The organism is Burkholderia sp. EMB26 (genome assembly GCF_024730645.1).
Taxonomy (GTDB): domain Bacteria; phylum Pseudomonadota; class Gammaproteobacteria; order Burkholderiales; family Burkholderiaceae; genus Burkholderia; species Burkholderia cenocepacia.
In genome coordinates, this window is sequence record NZ_CP078070.1 from 541967 (window position 1) to 562216 (window position 20250).

11 protein-coding genes, 2 tRNA genes and 3 rRNA genes are annotated in these 20250 nt (G+C 62.0%); 15 read left to right on the top strand and 1 reads right to left on the bottom strand.

Annotated features, from left to right (window positions below):
• The first annotated feature begins 534 nt into the window (after positions 1–534).
• The 7 genes from KU887_RS02645 (at position 535) to KU887_RS02675 (ending at position 9836) form a co-directional block, all read left to right on the top strand.
• Positions 535–2067: ribosomal RNA gene (locus KU887_RS02645) — 16S ribosomal RNA — on the top strand.
• A 64-nt stretch (positions 2068–2131) separates the two neighbouring features.
• Positions 2132–2208: transfer RNA gene (locus KU887_RS02650), tRNA-Ile, on the top strand.
• Between the two features lie 39 nt (positions 2209–2247).
• Positions 2248–2323, top strand: a tRNA-Ala gene (locus tag KU887_RS02655).
• Between the two features lie 275 nt (positions 2324–2598).
• Positions 2599–5480, top strand: a 23S ribosomal RNA gene (locus tag KU887_RS02660).
• A gap of 126 nt (positions 5481–5606) precedes the next feature.
• A 5S ribosomal RNA gene (gene rrf / locus KU887_RS02665) occupies positions 5607–5719 on the top strand.
• The 16S, 23S and 5S rRNA genes sit together here with 2 tRNA genes alongside, the layout of an rRNA operon.
• A gap of 230 nt (positions 5720–5949) precedes the next feature.
• Positions 5950–8025 carry a molybdopterin-dependent oxidoreductase gene (locus KU887_RS02670; protein WP_212150371.1) on the top strand — a complete coding sequence of 692 codons (2076 nt, stop codon included), beginning with the start codon at positions 5950–5952 and terminating at the stop codon, positions 8023–8025.
• Between the two features lie 137 nt (positions 8026–8162).
• Positions 8163–9836 (top strand): long-chain fatty acid--CoA ligase, encoded by a 1674-nt coding sequence (locus KU887_RS02675; protein ID WP_006493337.1) that lies wholly within the window; start codon positions 8163–8165, stop codon positions 9834–9836.
• A gap of 251 nt (positions 9837–10087) precedes the next feature.
• Here KU887_RS02675 and KU887_RS02680 read toward each other — a convergent pair whose 3' ends face one another.
• Positions 10088–11239, bottom strand: a complete 1152-nt coding sequence (locus tag KU887_RS02680) for a porin (protein ID WP_006487141.1) — start codon at positions 11237–11239, stop codon at positions 10088–10090.
• 276 nt (positions 11240–11515) lie between these two features.
• On the opposite strand from KU887_RS02680, the gene coq7 reads away from it, so the two are divergent.
• The 8 genes from coq7 to mraY all read left to right on the top strand — a co-directional run bounded on the left by coq7 (position 11516) and on the right by mraY (position 20228).
• Positions 11516–12142: a 2-polyprenyl-3-methyl-6-methoxy-1,4-benzoquinone monooxygenase gene (coq7, locus tag KU887_RS02685; protein ID WP_006496778.1), complete on the top strand. Its 627-nt coding sequence runs from the start codon at positions 11516–11518 to the stop codon at positions 12140–12142.
• Between the two features lie 386 nt (positions 12143–12528).
• A complete protein-coding gene (mraZ, locus tag KU887_RS02690; RefSeq protein WP_006487094.1) occupies positions 12529–12957 on the top strand; it encodes a division/cell wall cluster transcriptional repressor MraZ in 429 nt (142 codons plus the stop codon).
• 23 nt (positions 12958–12980) lie between these two features.
• Entirely contained in the window at positions 12981–13922 is a 942-nt protein-coding gene (rsmH, locus tag KU887_RS02695; protein ID WP_006496776.1) for a 16S rRNA (cytosine(1402)-N(4))-methyltransferase RsmH, read from the top strand.
• Complete coding sequence (gene ftsL, locus KU887_RS02700; protein ID WP_006487110.1) at positions 13919–14260, top strand: cell division protein FtsL; 342 nt, start codon at positions 13919–13921, stop codon at positions 14258–14260. Before rsmH ends, ftsL begins: the two co-directional genes overlap by 4 nt.
• Positions 14257–16104 carry a penicillin-binding protein 2 gene (locus KU887_RS02705; protein ID WP_006487157.1) on the top strand — a complete coding sequence of 616 codons (1848 nt, stop codon included), beginning with the start codon at positions 14257–14259 and terminating at the stop codon, positions 16102–16104. Before ftsL ends, KU887_RS02705 begins: the two co-directional genes overlap by 4 nt.
• The gene (locus tag KU887_RS02710; protein ID WP_069352531.1) at positions 16101–17639 is read left to right on the top strand and encodes a UDP-N-acetylmuramoyl-L-alanyl-D-glutamate--2,6-diaminopimelate ligase; all 1539 of its coding nucleotides are present in this window, start codon (positions 16101–16103) and stop codon (positions 17637–17639) included. Before KU887_RS02705 ends, KU887_RS02710 begins: the two co-directional genes overlap by 4 nt.
• On the top strand, positions 17636–19042 hold the full coding sequence (murF, locus tag KU887_RS02715) for a UDP-N-acetylmuramoyl-tripeptide--D-alanyl-D-alanine ligase (protein ID WP_006496774.1): 1407 nt from the start codon (positions 17636–17638) through the stop codon (positions 19040–19042). Before KU887_RS02710 ends, murF begins: the two co-directional genes overlap by 4 nt.
• Positions 19043–19058: 16 nt before the next feature.
• On the top strand, positions 19059–20228 hold the full coding sequence (gene mraY, locus KU887_RS02720) for a phospho-N-acetylmuramoyl-pentapeptide-transferase (RefSeq protein ID WP_006477019.1): 1170 nt from the start codon (positions 19059–19061) through the stop codon (positions 20226–20228).
• The last annotated feature ends 22 nt before the right edge of the window (positions 20229–20250 follow it).

Genomic DNA, 20250 nt, shown 5'->3' on the forward strand with positions numbered 1-20250 from the left:
GCCTGCACCGGTTGTCGGCGTGATCGCCTTGCCCCGTTCATCAAAAGCCTCCGTGCGCGTGAGCGCACGGAGGCTTTTTCAAACTTTCTTCACAAAGCGCTTGCAAGGATGGGGGCAGGTGCTTAGAATCACGCCTCTTTCGCGCCAACGGAAACGCGGCGCGGAGGGAAGGGAAGCAGTGCTGTTGGGGTTCGGAGGTAGCGAGCCTCGGCGGTACGGAAGTTGAGCCCCGCAGTCGCAACGAAGTCGTTCAGAAAGTTGTTGACGAACTGCGAAACACGGTTCATAATCTCGCTTCTCTGCTGCTGAAAACGCAGCGCTGCTGAGGGGTTCAAGATCCCTCGCAGACATGCTCTTTAAAAATTAACAGCCGATAAGTGTGGGCGCTTGATGACAGCGAGCTGATCCTCGGATCAGATAGCAAAAGTATCAAGAGTCTCACACTAAAGTAAGTCAGGTTTATGAAGTGATTCATATTCCTGTCAGCTTTGAGTGAGCGACCGGTTCGAAAGAACCGAAAACAGTAACAGGTTTGAACTGAAGAGTTTGATCCTGGCTCAGATTGAACGCTGGCGGCATGCCTTACACATGCAAGTCGAACGGCAGCACGGGTGCTTGCACCTGGTGGCGAGTGGCGAACGGGTGAGTAATACATCGGAACATGTCCTGTAGTGGGGGATAGCCCGGCGAAAGCCGGATTAATACCGCATACGATCCACGGATGAAAGCGGGGGACCTTCGGGCCTCGCGCTATAGGGTTGGCCGATGGCTGATTAGCTAGTTGGTGGGGTAAAGGCCTACCAAGGCGACGATCAGTAGCTGGTCTGAGAGGACGACCAGCCACACTGGGACTGAGACACGGCCCAGACTCCTACGGGAGGCAGCAGTGGGGAATTTTGGACAATGGGCGAAAGCCTGATCCAGCAATGCCGCGTGTGTGAAGAAGGCCTTCGGGTTGTAAAGCACTTTTGTCCGGAAAGAAATCCTTGGCTCTAATACAGTCGGGGGATGACGGTACCGGAAGAATAAGCACCGGCTAACTACGTGCCAGCAGCCGCGGTAATACGTAGGGTGCAAGCGTTAATCGGAATTACTGGGCGTAAAGCGTGCGCAGGCGGTTTGCTAAGACCGATGTGAAATCCCCGGGCTCAACCTGGGAACTGCATTGGTGACTGGCAGGCTAGAGTATGGCAGAGGGGGGTAGAATTCCACGTGTAGCAGTGAAATGCGTAGAGATGTGGAGGAATACCGATGGCGAAGGCAGCCCCCTGGGCCAATACTGACGCTCATGCACGAAAGCGTGGGGAGCAAACAGGATTAGATACCCTGGTAGTCCACGCCCTAAACGATGTCAACTAGTTGTTGGGGATTCATTTCCTTAGTAACGTAGCTAACGCGTGAAGTTGACCGCCTGGGGAGTACGGTCGCAAGATTAAAACTCAAAGGAATTGACGGGGACCCGCACAAGCGGTGGATGATGTGGATTAATTCGATGCAACGCGAAAAACCTTACCTACCCTTGACATGGTCGGAATCCTGCCGAGAGGCGGGAGTGCTCGAAAGAGAACCGGCGCACAGGTGCTGCATGGCTGTCGTCAGCTCGTGTCGTGAGATGTTGGGTTAAGTCCCGCAACGAGCGCAACCCTTGTCCTTAGTTGCTACGCAAGAGCACTCTAAGGAGACTGCCGGTGACAAACCGGAGGAAGGTGGGGATGACGTCAAGTCCTCATGGCCCTTATGGGTAGGGCTTCACACGTCATACAATGGTCGGAACAGAGGGTTGCCAACCCGCGAGGGGGAGCTAATCCCAGAAAACCGATCGTAGTCCGGATTGCACTCTGCAACTCGAGTGCATGAAGCTGGAATCGCTAGTAATCGCGGATCAGCATGCCGCGGTGAATACGTTCCCGGGTCTTGTACACACCGCCCGTCACACCATGGGAGTGGGTTTTACCAGAAGTGGCTAGTCTAACCGCAAGGAGGACGGTCACCACGGTAGGATTCATGACTGGGGTGAAGTCGTAACAAGGTAGCCGTATCGGAAGGTGCGGCTGGATCACCTCCTTTCCAGAGCTATCTCGCACAAGTTGAGCGCTCACGCTTATCGGCTGTAAATTAAAGACAGACTCAGGGGTCTGTAGCTCAGTCGGTTAGAGCACCGTCTTGATAAGGCGGGGGTCGTTGGTTCGAATCCAACCAGACCCACCATTGTCTGGCGGTAGGTACACCTGAGGCAAGTCTGTACATGGGGGCATAGCTCAGCTGGGAGAGCACCTGCTTTGCAAGCAGGGGGTCGTCGGTTCGATCCCGTCTGCCTCCACCAATCCTCAATGACAAACATTCGAATGACGATTGTTCGAGTCTTTGTCATTGGCGATTGAGCCAGTCAGAGCGGTACGAAAGTATCGGCTGTCGTTCTTTAACAATCTGGAAGAAGTAAGTAATTTGGATAGCGGAAGCGTCTTGAGATGGACGTGGAAACTATCCGGGTTGTGATTGTATCGATGTATCTCAAGATGATTCGAACTTAATGTTCGGCTCAATTGGAATACGGCACAACGCGAGAACTCAACCTGTAACGAGACAGACTCGTTATAGGGTCAAGCGAACAAGTGCATGTGGTGGATGCCTTGGCGATCACAGGCGATGAAGGACGCGGTAGCCTGCGAAAAGCTACGGGGAGCTGGCAAACGAGCTTTGATCCGTAGATGTCCGAATGGGGAAACCCACTCCTTTTGGAGTATCCATGGCTGAATACATAGGCCATGTGAAGCGAACGCGGTGAACTGAAACATCTAAGTAACCGCAGGAAAAGAAATCAACCGAGATTCCCAAAGTAGTGGCGAGCGAAATGGGATGAGCCTTGCACTCTTTATTTGTATTGTTAGCCGAACGCTCTGGAAAGTGCGGCCATAGCAGGTGATAGCCCTGTAGGCGAAAACAGTATGAAAGAACTAGGTGTGCGACAAGTAGGGCGGGACACGTGAAATCCTGTCTGAAGATGGGGGGACCATCCTCCAAGGCTAAATACTCGTGATCGACCGATAGTGAACCAGTACCGTGAGGGAAAGGCGAAAAGAACCCCGGGAGGGGAGTGAAATAGATCCTGAAACCGCATGCATACAAACAGTCGGAGCCTCGCAAGGGGTGACGGCGTACCTTTTGTATAATGGGTCAGCGACTTACGTTCAGTAGCAAGCTTAACCGTATAGGGCAGGCGTAGCGAAAGCGAGTCCGAATAGGGCGTTCAGTTGCTGGGCGTAGACCCGAAACCAGGTGATCTATCCATGGCCAGGATGAAGGTGCGGTAACACGTACTGGAGGTCCGAACCCACTAACGTTGAAAAGTTAGGGGATGAGCTGTGGATAGGGGTGAAAGGCTAAACAAACCTGGAAATAGCTGGTTCTCTCCGAAAACTATTTAGGTAGTGCCTCGTGTCTCACCTTCGGGGGTAGAGCACTGTCATGGTTGGGGGGTCTATTGCAGATTACCCCGCCATAGCAAACTCCGAATACCGAAGAGTGCAATCACGGGAGACAGACATCGGGTGCTAACGTCCGGTGTCAAGAGGGAAACAACCCAGACCGCCAGCTAAGGTCCCCAAATATAGCTAAGTGGGAAACGAAGTGGGAAGGCTAAAACAGTCAGGAGGTTGGCTTAGAAGCAGCCACCCTTTAAAGAAAGCGTAATAGCTCACTGATCGAGTCGTCCTGCGCGGAAGATGTAACGGGGCTAAGCTATATACCGAAGCTGCGGATGCGTGCTTAGCACGCATGGTAGGAGAGCGTTCCGTAAGCCTGCGAAGGTGCCTTGTAAAGGGTGCTGGAGGTATCGGAAGTGCGAATGCTGACATGAGTAGCGATAAAGGGGGTGAAAGGCCCCCTCGCCGTAAGCCCAAGGTTTCCTACGCAACGTTCATCGGCGTAGGGTGAGTCGGCCCCTAAGGCGAGGCAGAAATGCGTAGCTGATGGGAAGCAGGTCAATATTCCTGCACCATTGTTAGATGCGATGGGGGGACGGATCGCGGAAGGTTGTCCGGGTGTTGGAAGTCCCGGTCGCTGCATTGGAGAAGGCGCTTAGGCAAATCCGGGCGCAGGATTCAAGGGTGTGGCGCGAGCTCCTTAGGGAGCGAAGCAATTGGAAGTGGTTCCAAGAAAAGCCTCTAAGCTTCAGTCTAACGATGACCGTACCGCAAACCGACACAGGTGGGCGAGATGAGTATTCTAAGGCGCTTGAGAGAACTCGGGAGAAGGAACTCGGCAAATTGGTACCGTAACTTCGGGATAAGGTACGCCCTTGTAGCTTGACTGGCCTGCGCCAGGAGGGTGAAGGGGTTGCAATAAACTGGTGGCTGCGACTGTTTAATAAAAACACAGCACTCTGCAAACACGAAAGTGGACGTATAGGGTGTGACGCCTGCCCGGTGCCGGAAGATTAAATGATGGGGTGCAAGCTCTTGATTGAAGTCCCGGTAAACGGCGGCCGTAACTATAACGGTCCTAAGGTAGCGAAATTCCTTGTCGGGTAAGTTCCGACCTGCACGAATGGCGTAACGATGGCCACACTGTCTCCTCCCGAGACTCAGCGAAGTTGAAGTGTTTGTGATGATGCAATCTACCCGCGGCTAGACGGAAAGACCCCATGAACCTTTACTGTAGCTTTGCATTGGACTTTGAACCGATCTGTGTAGGATAGGTGGGAGGCTATGAAACCGGAACGCTAGTTTCGGTGGAGCCGTCCTTGAAATACCACCCTGGTTTGTTTGAGGTTCTAACCTTGGCCCGTGATCCGGGTCGGGGACAGTGCATGGTAGGCAGTTTGACTGGGGCGGTCTCCTCCCAAAGCGTAACGGAGGAGTACGAAGGTACGCTAGGTACGGTCGGAAATCGTGCTGATAGTGCAATGGCATAAGCGTGCTTAACTGCGAGACCGACAAGTCGAGCAGGTGCGAAAGCAGGTCATAGTGATCCGGTGGTTCTGTATGGAAGGGCCATCGCTCAACGGATAAAAGGTACTCTGGGGATAACAGGCTGATACCGCCCAAGAGTTCATATCGACGGCGGTGTTTGGCACCTCGATGTCGGCTCATCTCATCCTGGGGCTGTAGCCGGTCCCAAGGGTATGGCTGTTCGCCATTTAAAGAGGTACGTGAGCTGGGTTTAAAACGTCGTGAGACAGTTTGGTCCCTATCTGCCGTGGGCGTTGGATATTTGAAGGGGGCTGCTCCTAGTACGAGAGGACCGGAGTGGACGAACCTCTGGTGTACCGGTTGTCACGCCAGTGGCATCGCCGGGTAGCTATGTTCGGAAGAGATAACCGCTGAAAGCATCTAAGCGGGAAACTCGCCTTAAGATGAGATATCCCTGGAGGCTAGACCTCCTTGAAGGGTCGTTCGAGACCAGGACGTTGATAGGTCAGGTGTGTAAGCGCAGTAATGCGTTCAGCTAACTGATACTAATTGCCCGTAAGGCTTGATCCTATAACAAGTCTGTTTCGCGCTACAGAGCGCGTCGGACGGTTGGATTCTCGTGTGTGATACACACAACCTAATTACTGCTTCTTCCCAGATTGGTTGCGCTGCGAAGCAACGCAACAACCCTCTTTGCCTGATGACCATAGCGAGTCGGTCCCACCCCTTCCCATCCCGAACAGGACCGTGAAACGACTCTACGCCGATGATAGTGCGGATTCCCGTGTGAAAGTAGGTAATCGTCAGGCTCCCCTCAAGCCAGAAACCCCCGCCCGACAAGGCGGGGGTTTTTGCATTGGTGCGCCAGAAAAGCGTGCGGCGCAACGGTGCCAAGGCTACGTCCACGGCCTCCCGCCCGCCGAAACCTGCCACTACCACCCAGTCTTCCATCAGGTCGTCCAAAAACGCTGTGAAATGAACGCGTTATTCGGCGTGGTCCACGTAAAATTTGCGTACCCCCATCTCAGCATTCAAAACGATGAACGCCGTCACCCAGGTAGCCCGGGCCGTTTGCCCGCATGATTGTCCGGACACGTGTGCAATGCGCGTGACCGTCGAGAACGGCAAGGCAATCAAGGTCACGGGCGATCCCGACCATCCGCCGACACAGGGCGTCTTGTGTACGAAAGTCAGCCGATACGCGGATCGCGTTCATCATCCCGATCGCCTTACTGTCCCGCTCAGGCGTATCGGCGCAAAAGGGGAGGGGCGCTTCGTGCCGATCAGTTGGGACGAGGCGTTCGACGAGATCGGGCGTCGCCTCGGTGAGATCGCCGCGCGCGCGCCGGAAGCGATCGTGCCGTACAGCTATGCGGGAACGATGGGACTCGTACAAGGCGAGGGCATTGCCCAGCGCTTCTTTCACAAGCTCGGTGCGTCGCGGCTCGAGCGTGCGATCTGCGCGGCGGCCGGTGCCGCGGGGCTGCGATACACGTATGGCGGCAGTGTCGGCATGCACCTCGAGCACTTCGAGGAAAGCGAACTGATTCTGATATGGGGCGCGAATCCGATCGCATCGAGTCTGCACTTCTGGACCCGCGCGCAGGAAGCGAAGCGCCGTGGTGCGCGTCTTGTCGCGATCGACCCGTATCGTTCGCTGACCGCGGAGAAGTGCCATCAGCACATCGCCCTGAAGCCCGGTACCGATGGCGCGTTTGCGCTCGGCATGATGCATGTGCTGATTACCGAAAACCTGCTCGATCACGACTACATCGCCGACCATACGCTCGGCTTCGACGAACTGAAGGCGCGTGCCCTGACCTATCCGCCGGAACGCGTCGCGCAGATCTGCGGCATCGACGCGTCGGAGCTGGTCGATCTTGCCCGTCGCTACGGCGCCACCCGCAAGGCATCGATCCGCCTCAACTACGGCATGCAACGCGTTCGCGGCGGCGGCAATGCCGTGCGCGCGATTGCCAGCCTGCCGGCGTTGACGGGGGCGTGGCGCGATCGGGCGGGCGGCTTGCTGCTCTCGTCGTCGGAGTCCGCGCCGGTCAACCAGGCCGCGCTGCTACGTCCGGACCTGATGCCGGGTTGGCCGAACAAGTTGCCGCGCATCATCAACATGAACGCGATCGGCGACGCGCTGCTGCATCCGGGCGATGCGACGTTCGGGCCGAAAGTCGAAGCGCTGATCGTGTACAACTCGAATCCGGTGGCGGTCGCGCCCGATTCGTCGAAGGTCGCCGCGGGCTTCGCGCGCGACGATCTGTTCACGGTCGTTCTCGAGCACTTCAAGACAGATACGGTCGATTTCGCCGACATTGTATTGCCGGCAACCACGCAGCTCGAACATCTGGATATCCATAAGTCGTACGGCCATACCTATGTGATGGCGAATCTGCCGGTGATTCCACCGGTGGGAGACGCGCGGCCGAACACGGAGATCTTTCGCGGGATCGCGCGCAGCATGGGACTCGACGAGCCCGCGCTCTATCACAGCGACGAAGCGGTCGCGCGCGCAGCGCTTCGCTGGGACGATCCGGTGCTCGACAGCGACTGGGACACGCTAAAGCAGGCCGGCTGGCTGAAACTCAAACTGCCGGAGGCGCCGTTCGCGAATGGCGGTTTCCGCACGCCATCGGGCAAGTGCGAGTTCTACAGCCCGCGGCTCGAGCAGATGGGCATGGACCCCGTTCCCGACTATCTGCCGCCGTTCGAATCAGTCGAAGCCGCGCCCGAACTCGCCGCACGCTATCCGCTGGCGATGATTTCGCCGCCGGCCCGTCACTTCCTGAACAGCACGTTCGTGAACGTCGACAGCCTGCGTTCGACGGAAGGCGAGCCGCACCTCGACATGCACCCGTCCGACGCCAGCGCGCGCGGCATCGCGGAGGGCGACGTCGTCCGTATCTTCAACGATCGCGGCTCGATGCAGGCGCTTGCGCGTATTACCGATCGGGCGCGCGCCGGGCTGGTCGTCGGATTGTCGATCTGGTGGAAGAAGTTGTCGCCGGACGGCAGGAACGCGAACGAAGTGACGAGCCAGGCACTGACCGACCTTGGCAATTCGGCGACGTTTTACGATTGTCTTGTGGAAGTTGAGCGCATTTGATCGAATATCGCCGTATGATCAGACGAAATTGATATGGAAGTTCGAAGTGGACATCTAACCCTGTTGTCTCGGGGCGGGGGAGCCGTTACGATGCGTTTTAGCACGACCATTCGAAAATCTGTGAGGAGACGCGCGGCATGGACAAAATTTGGCTGAAATCGTACCCACCCGGCGTTCCAGCCGAAATTGACTCCTCTGCTTATCCGTCCGTCCCGGACCTGCTCGACGAGAGCTTCCGGCAGTATCGCGACCGTACCGCGTTCGTCTGCATGGGCAAGGGCATCACGTATGGCGAACTGGACAAGCTGTCGCGCCAGTTCGGCGCGTGGCTGCAATCCCGCGGCCTGGCGCGCGGGGCGCGCGTCGCGATCATGATGCCGAACGTGCTGCAGTACCCGGTGACGATCGCCGCGGTGCTGCGCGCCGGCTACACCGTCGTCAACGTCAACCCGCTCTATACGCCGCGCGAGCTCGAGCATCAACTGAAGGACAGCGGTGCGGAGGCGATCGTCATCCTGGAGAATTTCGCGTCGACACTGCAGGCCGTCATCGCCAATACGGCCGTCAAGCACGTGGTCGTCGCATCGATGGGCGACCTGCTGGGCATCAAGGGATGGCTCGTCAATTACGTCGTGCGCAACGTGAAGAAGATGGTGCCCGCGTGGCAGTTGCCGTCGTTCACGCGCTTCAAGGCCGCGCTGTCGGAGGGCGCGCGACAGGCGTTCAAGCCGCAGAAGATCGGTCCCGACGACGTCGCGTTCCTGCAGTACACGGGCGGTACGACCGGCGTCGCGAAGGGGGCGACGCTGCTGCACCGGAACATCGTGTCGAACGTGCTGCAGGCCGGCGCGTGGCACCACCCGGCTCACGAGAAGTATCCGGAGGTGGAACAGTTCGTGACGGTTGTCGCGCTGCCGCTGTATCACGTGTTCGCGCTGACCGTCTGCGGTTTCCTGACGATGCGCACGGGCGGCATGGGCATCCTGATCCCGAATCCGCGCGACATCGCCGGCATGATCAAGGAGTTGAAGGGTTACCGGATCTCGACGATTCCTGCGGTCAACACGCTGTACAACGCGCTGCTGAACCATCCCGAGTTCGGTCAGCTCGACCTGTCGAAGCTCGTGATCGCCAACGGCGGCGGCATGGCGATCCAGGAGGGCGTCGCGAGGCGCTGGTATGAAAAGACCGGGACCGCGATCATCGAAGGATACGGGCTGTCCGAAACGTCGCCGGTGGCGACCTGCAACCCCGTGACGGCGACCGAATACAGCGGGACGATCGGCCTGCCGCTGCCGTCGACCGAAGTCGCGATCCGCGACGATGCAGGCAACGACGTCGCGCTCGGCGAGCCCGGCGAGATCTGCATCCGCGGGCCGCAGGTGATGGCCGGCTACTGGAACCGGCCGGACGAGACCGCGAAGGTCATGTTCGCGGACGGCTTCTTCAAGACGGGCGACGTCGGCGTGATGGATGCGCGCGGCTACGTGAAGATCGTCGATCGCAAGAAGGACATGATTCTCGTGTCTGGCTTCAACGTGTATCCGAACGAAGTCGAGGACGTGGTGGCGTCGCATCCGGGCGTGTTCGAGGTCGCGGCGGTCGGCGTGCCCGACGAGCATTCCGGCGAAGCCGTGAAGCTGTTCATCGTGAAAAAGGATCCGGCGCTGACCGACAAGGACATCCTCGCCTACTGCAAGGAGCGGCTCACCGGGTACAAGCGGCCGAAGCTGGTCGAGTTCCGCACGGAGCTGCCGAAGACGAACGTCGGCAAGATCCTGCGGCGCGAACTGCGTGACGGACGCGCGTAACGCACGCAACGAGACGGTTGAACGAAAAAGCCCGGCCCATGCCGGGCTTTTTGTTTGCGGCTGCGGGTGGATCGGCCGGGGGGCACGGGTTTCGTGCGCGAGCCGGTGGCAGTTCGTGCATTTCGACCTGACGGCTGGCGTCGGCACGCTGCGACGCGCGTCTGCATGTCGATCCACCGACCCACCGCCCCCAAAAAGAAAAAGGCGCCCGAAGGCGCCTTCAAGATGCTGCGGCTTGTCAGACAAGCTGATTAGAACTTGTGACGGATACCGACGCGTGCTGCGACCTGGTTGCTGGTGCTCGAACCTGCGAGACCGTTGATCGCTGCCGTTGCCTTCAGGACGTTGCCGTTCGAATCGAGCACGTTGCCCGATGCGTGCTGGTACACGCCGATCGCGTAGACGTCGGTGCGCTTCGACAGGAAGTAGTCGACGCCCAGCGAGCCCTGGTGGTACTTGGCTGCCGAGTTGCCGTCGATCTTGCTGCCTTGCGTGTAGTCGTACGCCGCGCCGAGGATCAACGCCGGGGTCAACTGATACTTGAAGTTGATTTCGCCGTTGTTGAACGTCGCGGTCTGGTTCACGAACGGGCCTGCCGAGAAGCCCTTGAACTTCGTGTTCGAGTACGTCGCGCCGATCGTCGCTGCGCCGAACGTGTACGCGCCGCCTGCGCCGATGACCTGGTACGTGTTCGCGTTGTTCGCGTACGCGCCGTAGATCGGCGACGAGACCGACGACGACGTCGAACCGTTGTTGAACATGCCGCCGAACTGGTTCGGCGTGCGTGCGTTCAAGTAACCGACGCCGAGGACCAGCGGGCCGTTGTTGTAGCCTGCGCCGAGCGACCAGACCTGGTTCTTCGCGAACTGGCCTGCCTGGCCGCCGAAGCTGTACAGGCCGCCGAACGTGAAGCCGCCGTAGCTCTGGCTCGTGAACTTGACCGCGTTGTTCACGCGATACGCGTTGTTGAAGTTGTCGAGGTCGCCCGGGTGAGCGGCGATGTAGCCGCCCCACTGGTCGCCTGCCTCGAGCGGGCCGACGAAGTCGACGACGGAGTCGTACTGACGACCCAGCGTGACCGTACCGTACTGGCTCGACAGGCCGACGTAAGCCTGACGGCCGAACATCAGGCCGCCCTGACCGAGCTTGCCGCTGTTCACGTCGAAACCGTTTTCGAGGGTGAAGATCGCCTTCAGGCCGCCACCGAGGTCTTCGGTGCCGCGCAGACCGAAGCGGCTGCCTTGCATCACGCCGCTGGCCATGCTGTACAGGTGCTTGCCGCCGGCGTTGTTGTTGAAGAGCAGGCCTTCATCGATGATGCCGTAAAGCGTCACGCTGCTTTGCGCATGGGCAGCGCCAGCGAACGCGCCCAGCGCGACGAGCGCGAGAAGCGACTTTTTCATTAACGGATCTCCAAGAATCACTGAATTTTTTTGGCGGGGCGGATAGTTATGTTCTGTTGACGGGCCCCATCAACTTCGCAAGAAGTCGCACGTAATGTAGCAAAGCCGATTTTTGCCACAAAGCGAAATGCTGCAGCTCAACGCCGCCATGTTTCCTTTATGCAACAATGGTTAAAATCACGGGTTAACCGCAATTTCCGCTGAATAATCAAGTCGGTTACGCAGCGGACTTGTGCCCTTGCCGCGTGCAGCGGCACCTGCAGCCAGGAGAACAGGATGGTGTTGGATGAACTGATCAGCGAATTCGATCGCGGCCTGCGATCGCTGACCGGCATTAGCCGCATGAGCCGGCCGGTGCCCGCGCCGGCCGATGCGCCGGACGTCGAGCTGACGCCCGCCGAGCGCACGCACGCGGCCGGCCTGATGCGCGTGAATCACGTCGGCGAGGTCTGCGCGCAGGCGCTCTACCAGGCGCAGAAGCTCACCGCGCGCACGGCGTCGGCGAAGGCGATGTTCGAGGAGGCCGCGCGCGAGGAGGAGGATCACCTCGCGTGGACCGCGCACCGCCTGAAGGAGCTCGACTCGCGCCCGAGCCTGCTCAACCCGCTGTGGTATGCCGGCGCGCTCGCGATCGGCGTGGCGGCTGGTGCGCTCGGCGACAAGGTCAGCCTCGGCTTCATGGCCGAGACGGAGCGGCAGGTCGAGAGCCATCTCGAAGGCCACATGTCCGAGCTGCCGGCGACCGACACCGCGTCGCGCGCGATCGTCGACCAGATGCGGATCGACGAGGTGAAGCACGGCAAGGCCGCGACCGACGCCGGCGGCATCGAGCTGCCGCTGCCCGCGCGGATGCTGATGCGCGCCGCGTCGAAAGTCATGACGAGCACTGCGTACTATCTCTGAGATTGGCGCCGGGGTGGCGTGGGACGCCGCCCCGGTTCACCGCCCCCGATACCGCCCGCTCACTCCTCGTTTTCCCGCCCCCGAAAGCCCCGTCCGCACGCCCGTCTGGGCCGTCTTTCTCACGTATCACCTTCACAAGTTGCACTAGCTCATTCATTTATAACGGTTTTTGGAATGAGGGGTCGCATGAGCATGTGCGCGTAAGTCCTTGTTCTAACTAACAAAATTCGTCAAAAAAGCGGGCCGCTCCCTTGACCGTGCCACACCCTTCCTCTAAAGTGGGAGACAGTGTGAGAAAGTGTATTTTTGTGTGATTTAGCAGGCTATTCCGGCTAAATTCTCAGCATTGAGCGGGTGCTTCGGTGCCCTGAACGGGAGAGCGGAAAGTGTTCCAAGGGGCGTCGGCGCTGACGCTCGATGCGAAAGGGCGGATGTCGGTGCCGGCTCGCTATCGCGAAGCGCTGCAAGGACAGGCAGAAGGACGGGTGACTGTGACCAAGCACCCGGACGGCTGCCTGTTGCTGTTTCCGCGCCCCGAATGGGAAGTGTTCCGCGCCAAGATCGCCGCGTTGCCGATGGACGCGCACTGGTGGCGGCGAATTTTTCTCGGCAATGCGATGGACGTCGATCTCGACAGCGCGGGCCGGATTCTCGTATCGCCCGAGCTGCGCATGGCAGCCGGACTGGAAAAGGAAGTCATGTTGTTGGGAATGGGTAGTCACTTCGAGCTGTGGGATTCGCAGACCTACAACGCGAAGGAGCAGGCAGCGATGGCGCAGGGCATGCCCGACGCGCTGAAGAATTTCACGTTCTGATTGCGGTGACGGAGACGCCCGCGATGGGAAATGAATTGCGGCATCGGACGGTGCTGTTGGATGAGGCGGTCGAGTCGCTCGTGACGCGGCCGGACGGCGTGTACGTCGACGGCACGTTCGGGCGCGGCGGCCATAGCCGCGCGGTGCTCGCGCGGCTGGCGCCGGCCGCGCGGCTGATCGCGTTCGACAAGGATCCGAGGGCGATCGAGACGGCGCAGGGCATCGAGGATGCGCGCTTCTCGATCGTGCATGACAGCTTTGCTTCGATGCGCGACGCGCTTGCGGCGCGCGGCGTCGAGAAGGTGTCGGGGGTGTTGCTGGACCTGGGCGTGTCCTCGCCGCAGGTGGACGATCCGGCGCGCGGCTTCAGTTTCCGCGCCGATGGTCCGCTGGACATGCGAATGGATCCGACGCGCGGCGAGTCGGCGGCCGAATGGCTCGCGCGGGCTTCGGTGCAGGAATTGACGGAGGTGATACGGGATTATGGGGAAGAACGGTTTGCTTTTCAGATTGCAAAGGCGCTTGTTGCTCGCCGGGCAGAGTCCGACCGTCTTGGGCCTCTCGACACCACGGGCGAGCTTGCCCAAATCGTGGGTCACGTCGTCAAAACCCGTGAGAAGGGCAAGGATCCGGCAACCCGCACCTTTCAGGCTATACGGATTCACGTCAATCAAGAGCTTGCGGACCTGCAAGTCGTACTAGACGCGGCATTGTCGTTGCTGGAGCAAGGGGGGCGGCTGGTGGTCATCAGCTTTCATTCACTCGAGGACCGGATCGTCAAACGATTCATGCAGGCGCACGCGAGTGCGCCTGCGGTCGATCGTCGCCTGCCGATCCGCGCCGTCGACCTCCCGAGCCCGCCGCTCAAGATCATCAGCCGCCAGTTTCCGAGCGAAGCGGAAGTCGCCGCGAATCCGCGCGCCCGCTCGGCCGTGATGCGCATTGCGGAGCGCGTCACGCCATGAGCCGCCTCAATATCTTCCTGCTGATCATCGTGATGGGTTGCGCGCTGTCGGTCGTCAACTCGACGAACCAGCAACGCCAGATCTTCATCCAGCTGCAGCGCGCGCAGTCGCAGGAGCGCCAGCTCCAGCAGGACTATGCGCAGCTCCAATATCAGCAGAGCGCGCTGTCGAAGACGTCGCGCATCGAGCAGCTCGCGAACGATTCGCTGAAAATGCAGCCGATCTCGACCGGCCGCACGCAATACCTGACGCTGCCGCCGGGCGCCGCGAAGGCGATCGACGCGCCGATCCCGGCGTCGGCCGACACGGCCGGCAAGGGCAAGGGGGGCGCGCGATGAAGCCGTCCCAGAAGCGCCAGAACGTGAAGTTCTCGTCGAGCCCCGTGCTGGGCGTGCATCTGCCGATGTGGCGCTCGAAGCTCGTCGTGTTCATGCTGTTCATGGCGTTCGTCGCGCTGGCCGCCCGGGCGTTCTGGATCCAGGGTCCCGGCAACGCGTTCTATCAGAAGCAGGGCGAAAGCCGCTACCAGCGCACGATCGAACTGCCCGCGACGCGCGGCAAGATCCTCGATCGTAACGGGCTCGTGCTCGCGACGAGCCTGCCCGTGCGCGCGATCTGGGCGATTCCCGATGCGGTGCCGGACGACCTCGACGCCGACAAGATCAACCAGCTCGGCAAGCTCCTCGGCATGACGTCGAAGGAACTGCGCGTGAAGCTGTCGGAAGACAAGGGTTTCGTCTACGTGAAGCGCCAGGTGCCGATCGACGTCGCCGACAAGGTCGCCGCGCTCGACATCCCCGGCATCTATCAGCGCAACGAATACAAGCGCTTCTACCCGGAAGGCGAGATCACCGCTCACCTGATCGGCTTCACGAACGTCGAGGACGAAGGGCAGGAAGGCGTCGAACTGGGTGACCAGAAGATGCTGTCCGGCACATCCGGCATGCGCCGCGTGATCAAGGACCGGATGGGGCACATCATCGAGGATGTCGCCGAGCAGATTCCGCCGCACAACGGCACCGACGTCGACCTGTCGATCGACAGCAAGATCCAGTACATCGCGTACGCGAACCTGAAGGCCGCCGTCGAGAAGTTCAAGGCGAAGGCCGGCGCGGCGATGGTCGTCGACGTGCGTACCGGCGAAGTGCTCGCGCTCGTCAACTACCCGACGTACAACCCGAACGACCGCTCGCGCATGACCGGCGAGCAGTTGCGCAACCGGATCATGACCGACGTGTTCGAGCCGGGCTCGATCATGAAGCCGTTTACGGTATCACTCGCGCTCGACCTGCATCGCGTGACGCCGAACACGCTCGTCGAGACGGGCAACGGGCATTTCGTGCTCGACGGCGCGCCGATCACCGACGACGCGGGTTTCGGTACGCTGACGGTCGGCGGCGTGATCCAGAAGTCGAGCAACATCGGCGCGACGAAGATCGCGATGACGATGCGGCCCGAGGAAATGTGGAATATGTATACGAGCATCGGCCTCGGCCAGGCGCCGAAGGTCGGGTTCCCCGGCGCGGTGGCCGGCCGCCTGCGTCCGTGGAAGAGCTGGCGCCGCATCGAGCAGGCGACGATGTCGTACGGCTACGGCCTGTCGGTGTCGCTGTTCCAGCTCGCCCGGGCGTACACGGCGATCGCGCACGACGGCGAGCTGATGCCCGTGACCATTTTCAAGACCGACCCCAATCAGCCGATCGCCGGCACGCAGGTGTTCAACCCCACCACCGCGCGGGAAGTGCGCGCGATGCTCGAGACGGTGGTCGCGCCGGGCGGCACGTCGCCGGATGCGGCCGTGCCGGGCTATCGCGTCGGCGGCAAGAGCGGTACCGCGTACAAGCACGAAGGTCACGGCTATACGCGCAAGTACCGCGCGTCGTTCGTCGGAATGGCGCCGATGCCGAATCCGCGCGTCGTGATCGCGGTGTCGGTGGACGAGCCGACGGCCGGCAGCCACTTCGGCGGCCAGGTGTCCGGCCCCGTATTCTCCGCGATCGCCGGCGACACGATGCGTGCGCTGAACGTGCCGCCGAACATGCCGATCAAGCAGCTCGTCGTGTCCGACGATTCGCCGGAATCGCCTGCCGCCAAGGGCCCGCAAAAGCTGGCCGCGGGTAGCGGCGCAAAGCATATGATCGTGTCCAGCACGACGCGTAATTCACCAGGAGTAGTTCGATGAGCGCCGCCCGCAGTTCCCATCCGGCGCATCAGCAGATCGCAGCCGCGCTCGCGTGGCTGCGTCAGCATGTGGCCCCCGCGGCGCAACTGCATGCCGACACGCGCAGCCTCCAGGCTGGCGACGTGTTCGTCGCGTATGCGGTCGACGGGGCGGATAACCGCGCTTTCATGGCCGACGCCGTCGCGCGCGGTGCGGCCGCCGTGCTGTATCAGCCGGACGGGCTGACCGATGCGCCGGCCGTCCCCGTCGCCCTCGCGGTGCCGGCGCTCGACCAGCTCGCGGGCGAGATCGCCAGCGGCTGGTACGGCGATCCGAGCGACAGCCTGCTCGCGGTCGGTGTCACGGGCACGAACGGCAAGACGTCGTGCACGCAGTGGATCGCCACCGCGCTGACGGCGCTGCATCAGCCGTGCGCGGTGATCGGCACGCTCGGCACCGGGATGCCCGGCCAGCTCGTGCCGACCGGCTTCACGACGCCCGACGCGCCGCAACTGCAGCGCAGCCTCGCGCAATTGCGTGCGGCGGGCGCGCAGGCCGTGGCGATGGAAGTGTCGTCGCATGCGCTGCACCAGGGTCGCGTGAACGGGACGGCGTTCGACATCGCGGTGTTTACGAACCTCACGCAGGATCACCTCGACTATCACGGCACGTTCGACGCGTACGAGGCCGCGAAGGCGAAGCTGTTCGCGTGGCGCGGTCTGCGCGCGGCGGTGATCAACCGCGACGATGCGGCTGGCCGCCGCCTGCTCGAGAAGCTGGCCGGCCGCGTGCGCACGATCGCGTACGGGATCGGCGACGCACCGGCGCCCGACGCCGATCGCGAACTGGTCGCGCTCGACGTGCGCGCCACCGCGACGGGTACCGCCTTCCGCCTGCGTTCGTCGTGGGGCGACGCGGACGTCGAGGTTGGCACGCTCGGCACGTTCAACGTCAGCAATCTGCTCGCCGTGCTCGGCTCGCTGCTCGCGGCCGACGTGCCGTTCGACGCGGCCCTCGCCGAGATCGAGCGGCTCGAGTCGGTCAATGGCCGGATGCAGCGGCTCGGCGGCCGGCTGCAGAACGACGAACCGCTCGTCGTGATCGATTACGCACATACGCCCGACGCGCTCGACAAGACGCTCGACGCGCTGCGCCCGATCGCCGCGGCGCGCGGCGGCCGGCTCGTCTGCATGTTCGGCTGCGGCGGCGATCGCGATGCGACGAAGCGCCCGCTGATGGGCGCGATCGCGGAGCGGCTCGCCGACGAAGTCGTCGTCACGAGCGACAACCCGCGCAGCGAAGATCCGCAGCACATCATCGACCAGGTCATCGCGGGCATGACCGCGCCCGAGCGTGCACGCCGTATCGAGGATCGCGCGAGCGCGATCCTGCAGGCGGTGCGCGGCGCCGCACGCGAGGATGTCGTCGTGCTGGCCGGCAAGGGCCACGAGGCTACGCAGGAAATCATGGGCAAGAAGCGCACCTTCTCCGACCAGGATCACGCGCGGCTCGCGCTTGCAGCGCGCGCCACGCACGGCAAGGGAGGCGCCGAATGACGATGCTCAGTCTCGGCGAAGCCGCCCGCCTGATTCCCGGCGCCACCGTCCACGGCGACGCGGGCGTCACGTTCGACCGCGTGTCGACCGATAGCCGCACGGTCGGCCCGGGCGACCTGTTCGTCGCGCTGAAGGGCGAGCGCTTCGACGCGCACGACTTTCTCGGCGACGTCGCCGCGCGCGGGGCCGCTGCGGCGCTCGTCGCGCACGCGCCGGCGGGCGTCGCGATGCCGATGATCGCCGGCGGCGAAACGCGTGCCGCGCTCGGCGCGCTCGCGCACGGCTGGCGGATGCGATTCCCGCTGCCGGTCGTCGCGGTGACGGGCAGCAACGGCAAGACGACCGTCAAGGAAATGATCGCGTCGATCTTCGCGGCGGCGGTCGGTGCCGACGCGCGGCTCGCGACGGCCGGCAACCTGAACAACGATGTCGGCCTGCCGCTGACGCTGCTGCGCCTGTCGGCCGCGCATCGTCTCGCGGTGATCGAGATCGGCATGAACCATCCGGGCGAAACCGAAGTCCTCGCGCGCCTCACCGCGCCGACGGTCGCGCTCGTCAACAACGCGCAGCGCGAGCACCAGGAATTCATGGCGACGGTCGAAGCCGTTGCGCTCGAACACGCGGCCGTGATCCACGCGCTGCCGCCGGACGGCGTCGCGGTGTTCCCGGCCGACGACGCGTACGCGGGCATCTGGCGCGTCGCGGCAACCGGCAACCGGATCCTCGATTTCGCGCTGCACGACGCCGAACGGCAGAACGACGCACAGATCGTCGGTCGCATGCACGGCGGCGAACTCGCGATCGATACGCCGGCCGGCGCCGTCACGGTGCGGCTGCGTGCGCTCGGCGAGCACAACGCGCGTAACGCGCTGGCCGCGACGGCCGCGGCGCTCGGCGCCGGCGTCGCGCTGTCGGCGATCCGGCAGGGTCTCGAAGCGTTCGAACCGGTCAAGGGCCGGCTGCAGGTGAAGCCCGCGAGCGTCGGCAGCCTCGCGGGCGCGACGGTCGTCGACGATACGTACAACGCGAACCCCGATTCGATGCGTGCGGCGATCGACGTGCTCGCCGCGCATCCGGCGCCACGTGTGCTGGTGATCGGCGACATGGGCGAAGTCGGCGACGAAGGGCCGGCATTCCACCGCGAGATCGGCGCGTACGCGCGCGAACGCGGGATCGACGCGCTGTTCGCGCTCGGCGACGCGTCGCGCGACGCGTGCACGGCCTACGGCGACACTGCGCGCCATTTCGACGACGTCGGCGCGCTCGTGTCGGCGCTGCTCGCGGCCGGTTACGGCGCGCAGGCGACGGTGCTCGTGAAGGGCTCGCGGTACATGAAGATGGAGCGCGTGGTCGACGCGCTGACGAACCAACCCGCGGCGGGCACCGTGCCCGCCGCACACTGAGTAGAAGGAAGGAAGCATGCTGCTGGCGCTGGCGCAATGGCTGCAAGGAGACGCAAGCTTTTTGCGCTTGTTCACGTACCTCACGTTCCGTGCGGTGATGGCCACCATCACCGCGCTGGGGATCGGGCTCGTGTGCGGACCGTGGGTGATCCGCAAGCTGACGCAAATGAAGGTCGGGCAGGCCGTGCGCAAGGACGGCCCGCAGACCCACCTCGTCAAGTCCGGCACGCCGACGATGGGCGGCGTGCTGATCCTGATCGGCATCGCGGTCGCGACGCTGCTGTGGGGCGACCTGACGAACCGTTTCATCTGGATCGTGATGCTCGTGACGTTCGGTTTCGGCGTGATCGGCTGGGTCGACGATTACCGCAAGGTCGTCCACAAGGATCCGCGCGGGATGTCGTCGCGCGAGAAGTATTTCTGGCAATCGGTGATCGGGCTGTTCGCGGCCGTCTATCTCGCGTTCAGCGTGTCCGAGGCGAACAACGTGCGCGTGTTCGACCTGTTCATGGCGTGGGTGCGCAGCGGCCTGTCGATGGGGCTGCCGGCGCGCGCCGACCTGATGCTGCCGTTCCTGAAGTCGATCAGCTATCCGCTCGGCGTGTGGGGCTTCATCGTGCTGACCTACTTCGTGATCGTCGGCGCGAGCAACGCGGTGAACCTGACCGACGGGCTCGACGGCCTCGTGATCATGCCGGTCGTGCTCGTGGGCGCGTCGCTCGGTGTGTTCGCGTACGTGATGGGCAGCGCGGTCTATTCAAAATACCTGCTGTTCCCGCACATCCCGGGCGCGGGCGAACTGCTGATCTTCTGTTCCGCGATGGGCGGGGCCGGGCTCGCGTTCCTCTGGTACAACACGCACCCCGCGCAGGTATTCATGGGCGACGTCGGCGCGCTGGCGCTCGGCGGCGCGCTCGGCACGGTCGCGGTGATCGTGCGCCAGGAAATCGTGCTGTTCATCATGGGCGGCATCTTCGTCGCGGAAACGCTGTCGGTGATGCTGCAGGTGTCGTGGTTCAAGTACACGAAGAAGCGTTACGGCGAAGGGCGGCGCCTGCTGAAGATGGCGCCGCTGCATCACCATTTCGAATTGTCCGGCTGGAAGGAAACGCAGGTGGTCGTGCGTTTCTGGATCATCACGCTGATGCTGTGCCTGTTCGGTCTGACCACCCTCAAGCTGCGGTAAAGGAAAGGTAACAAGGATGTCT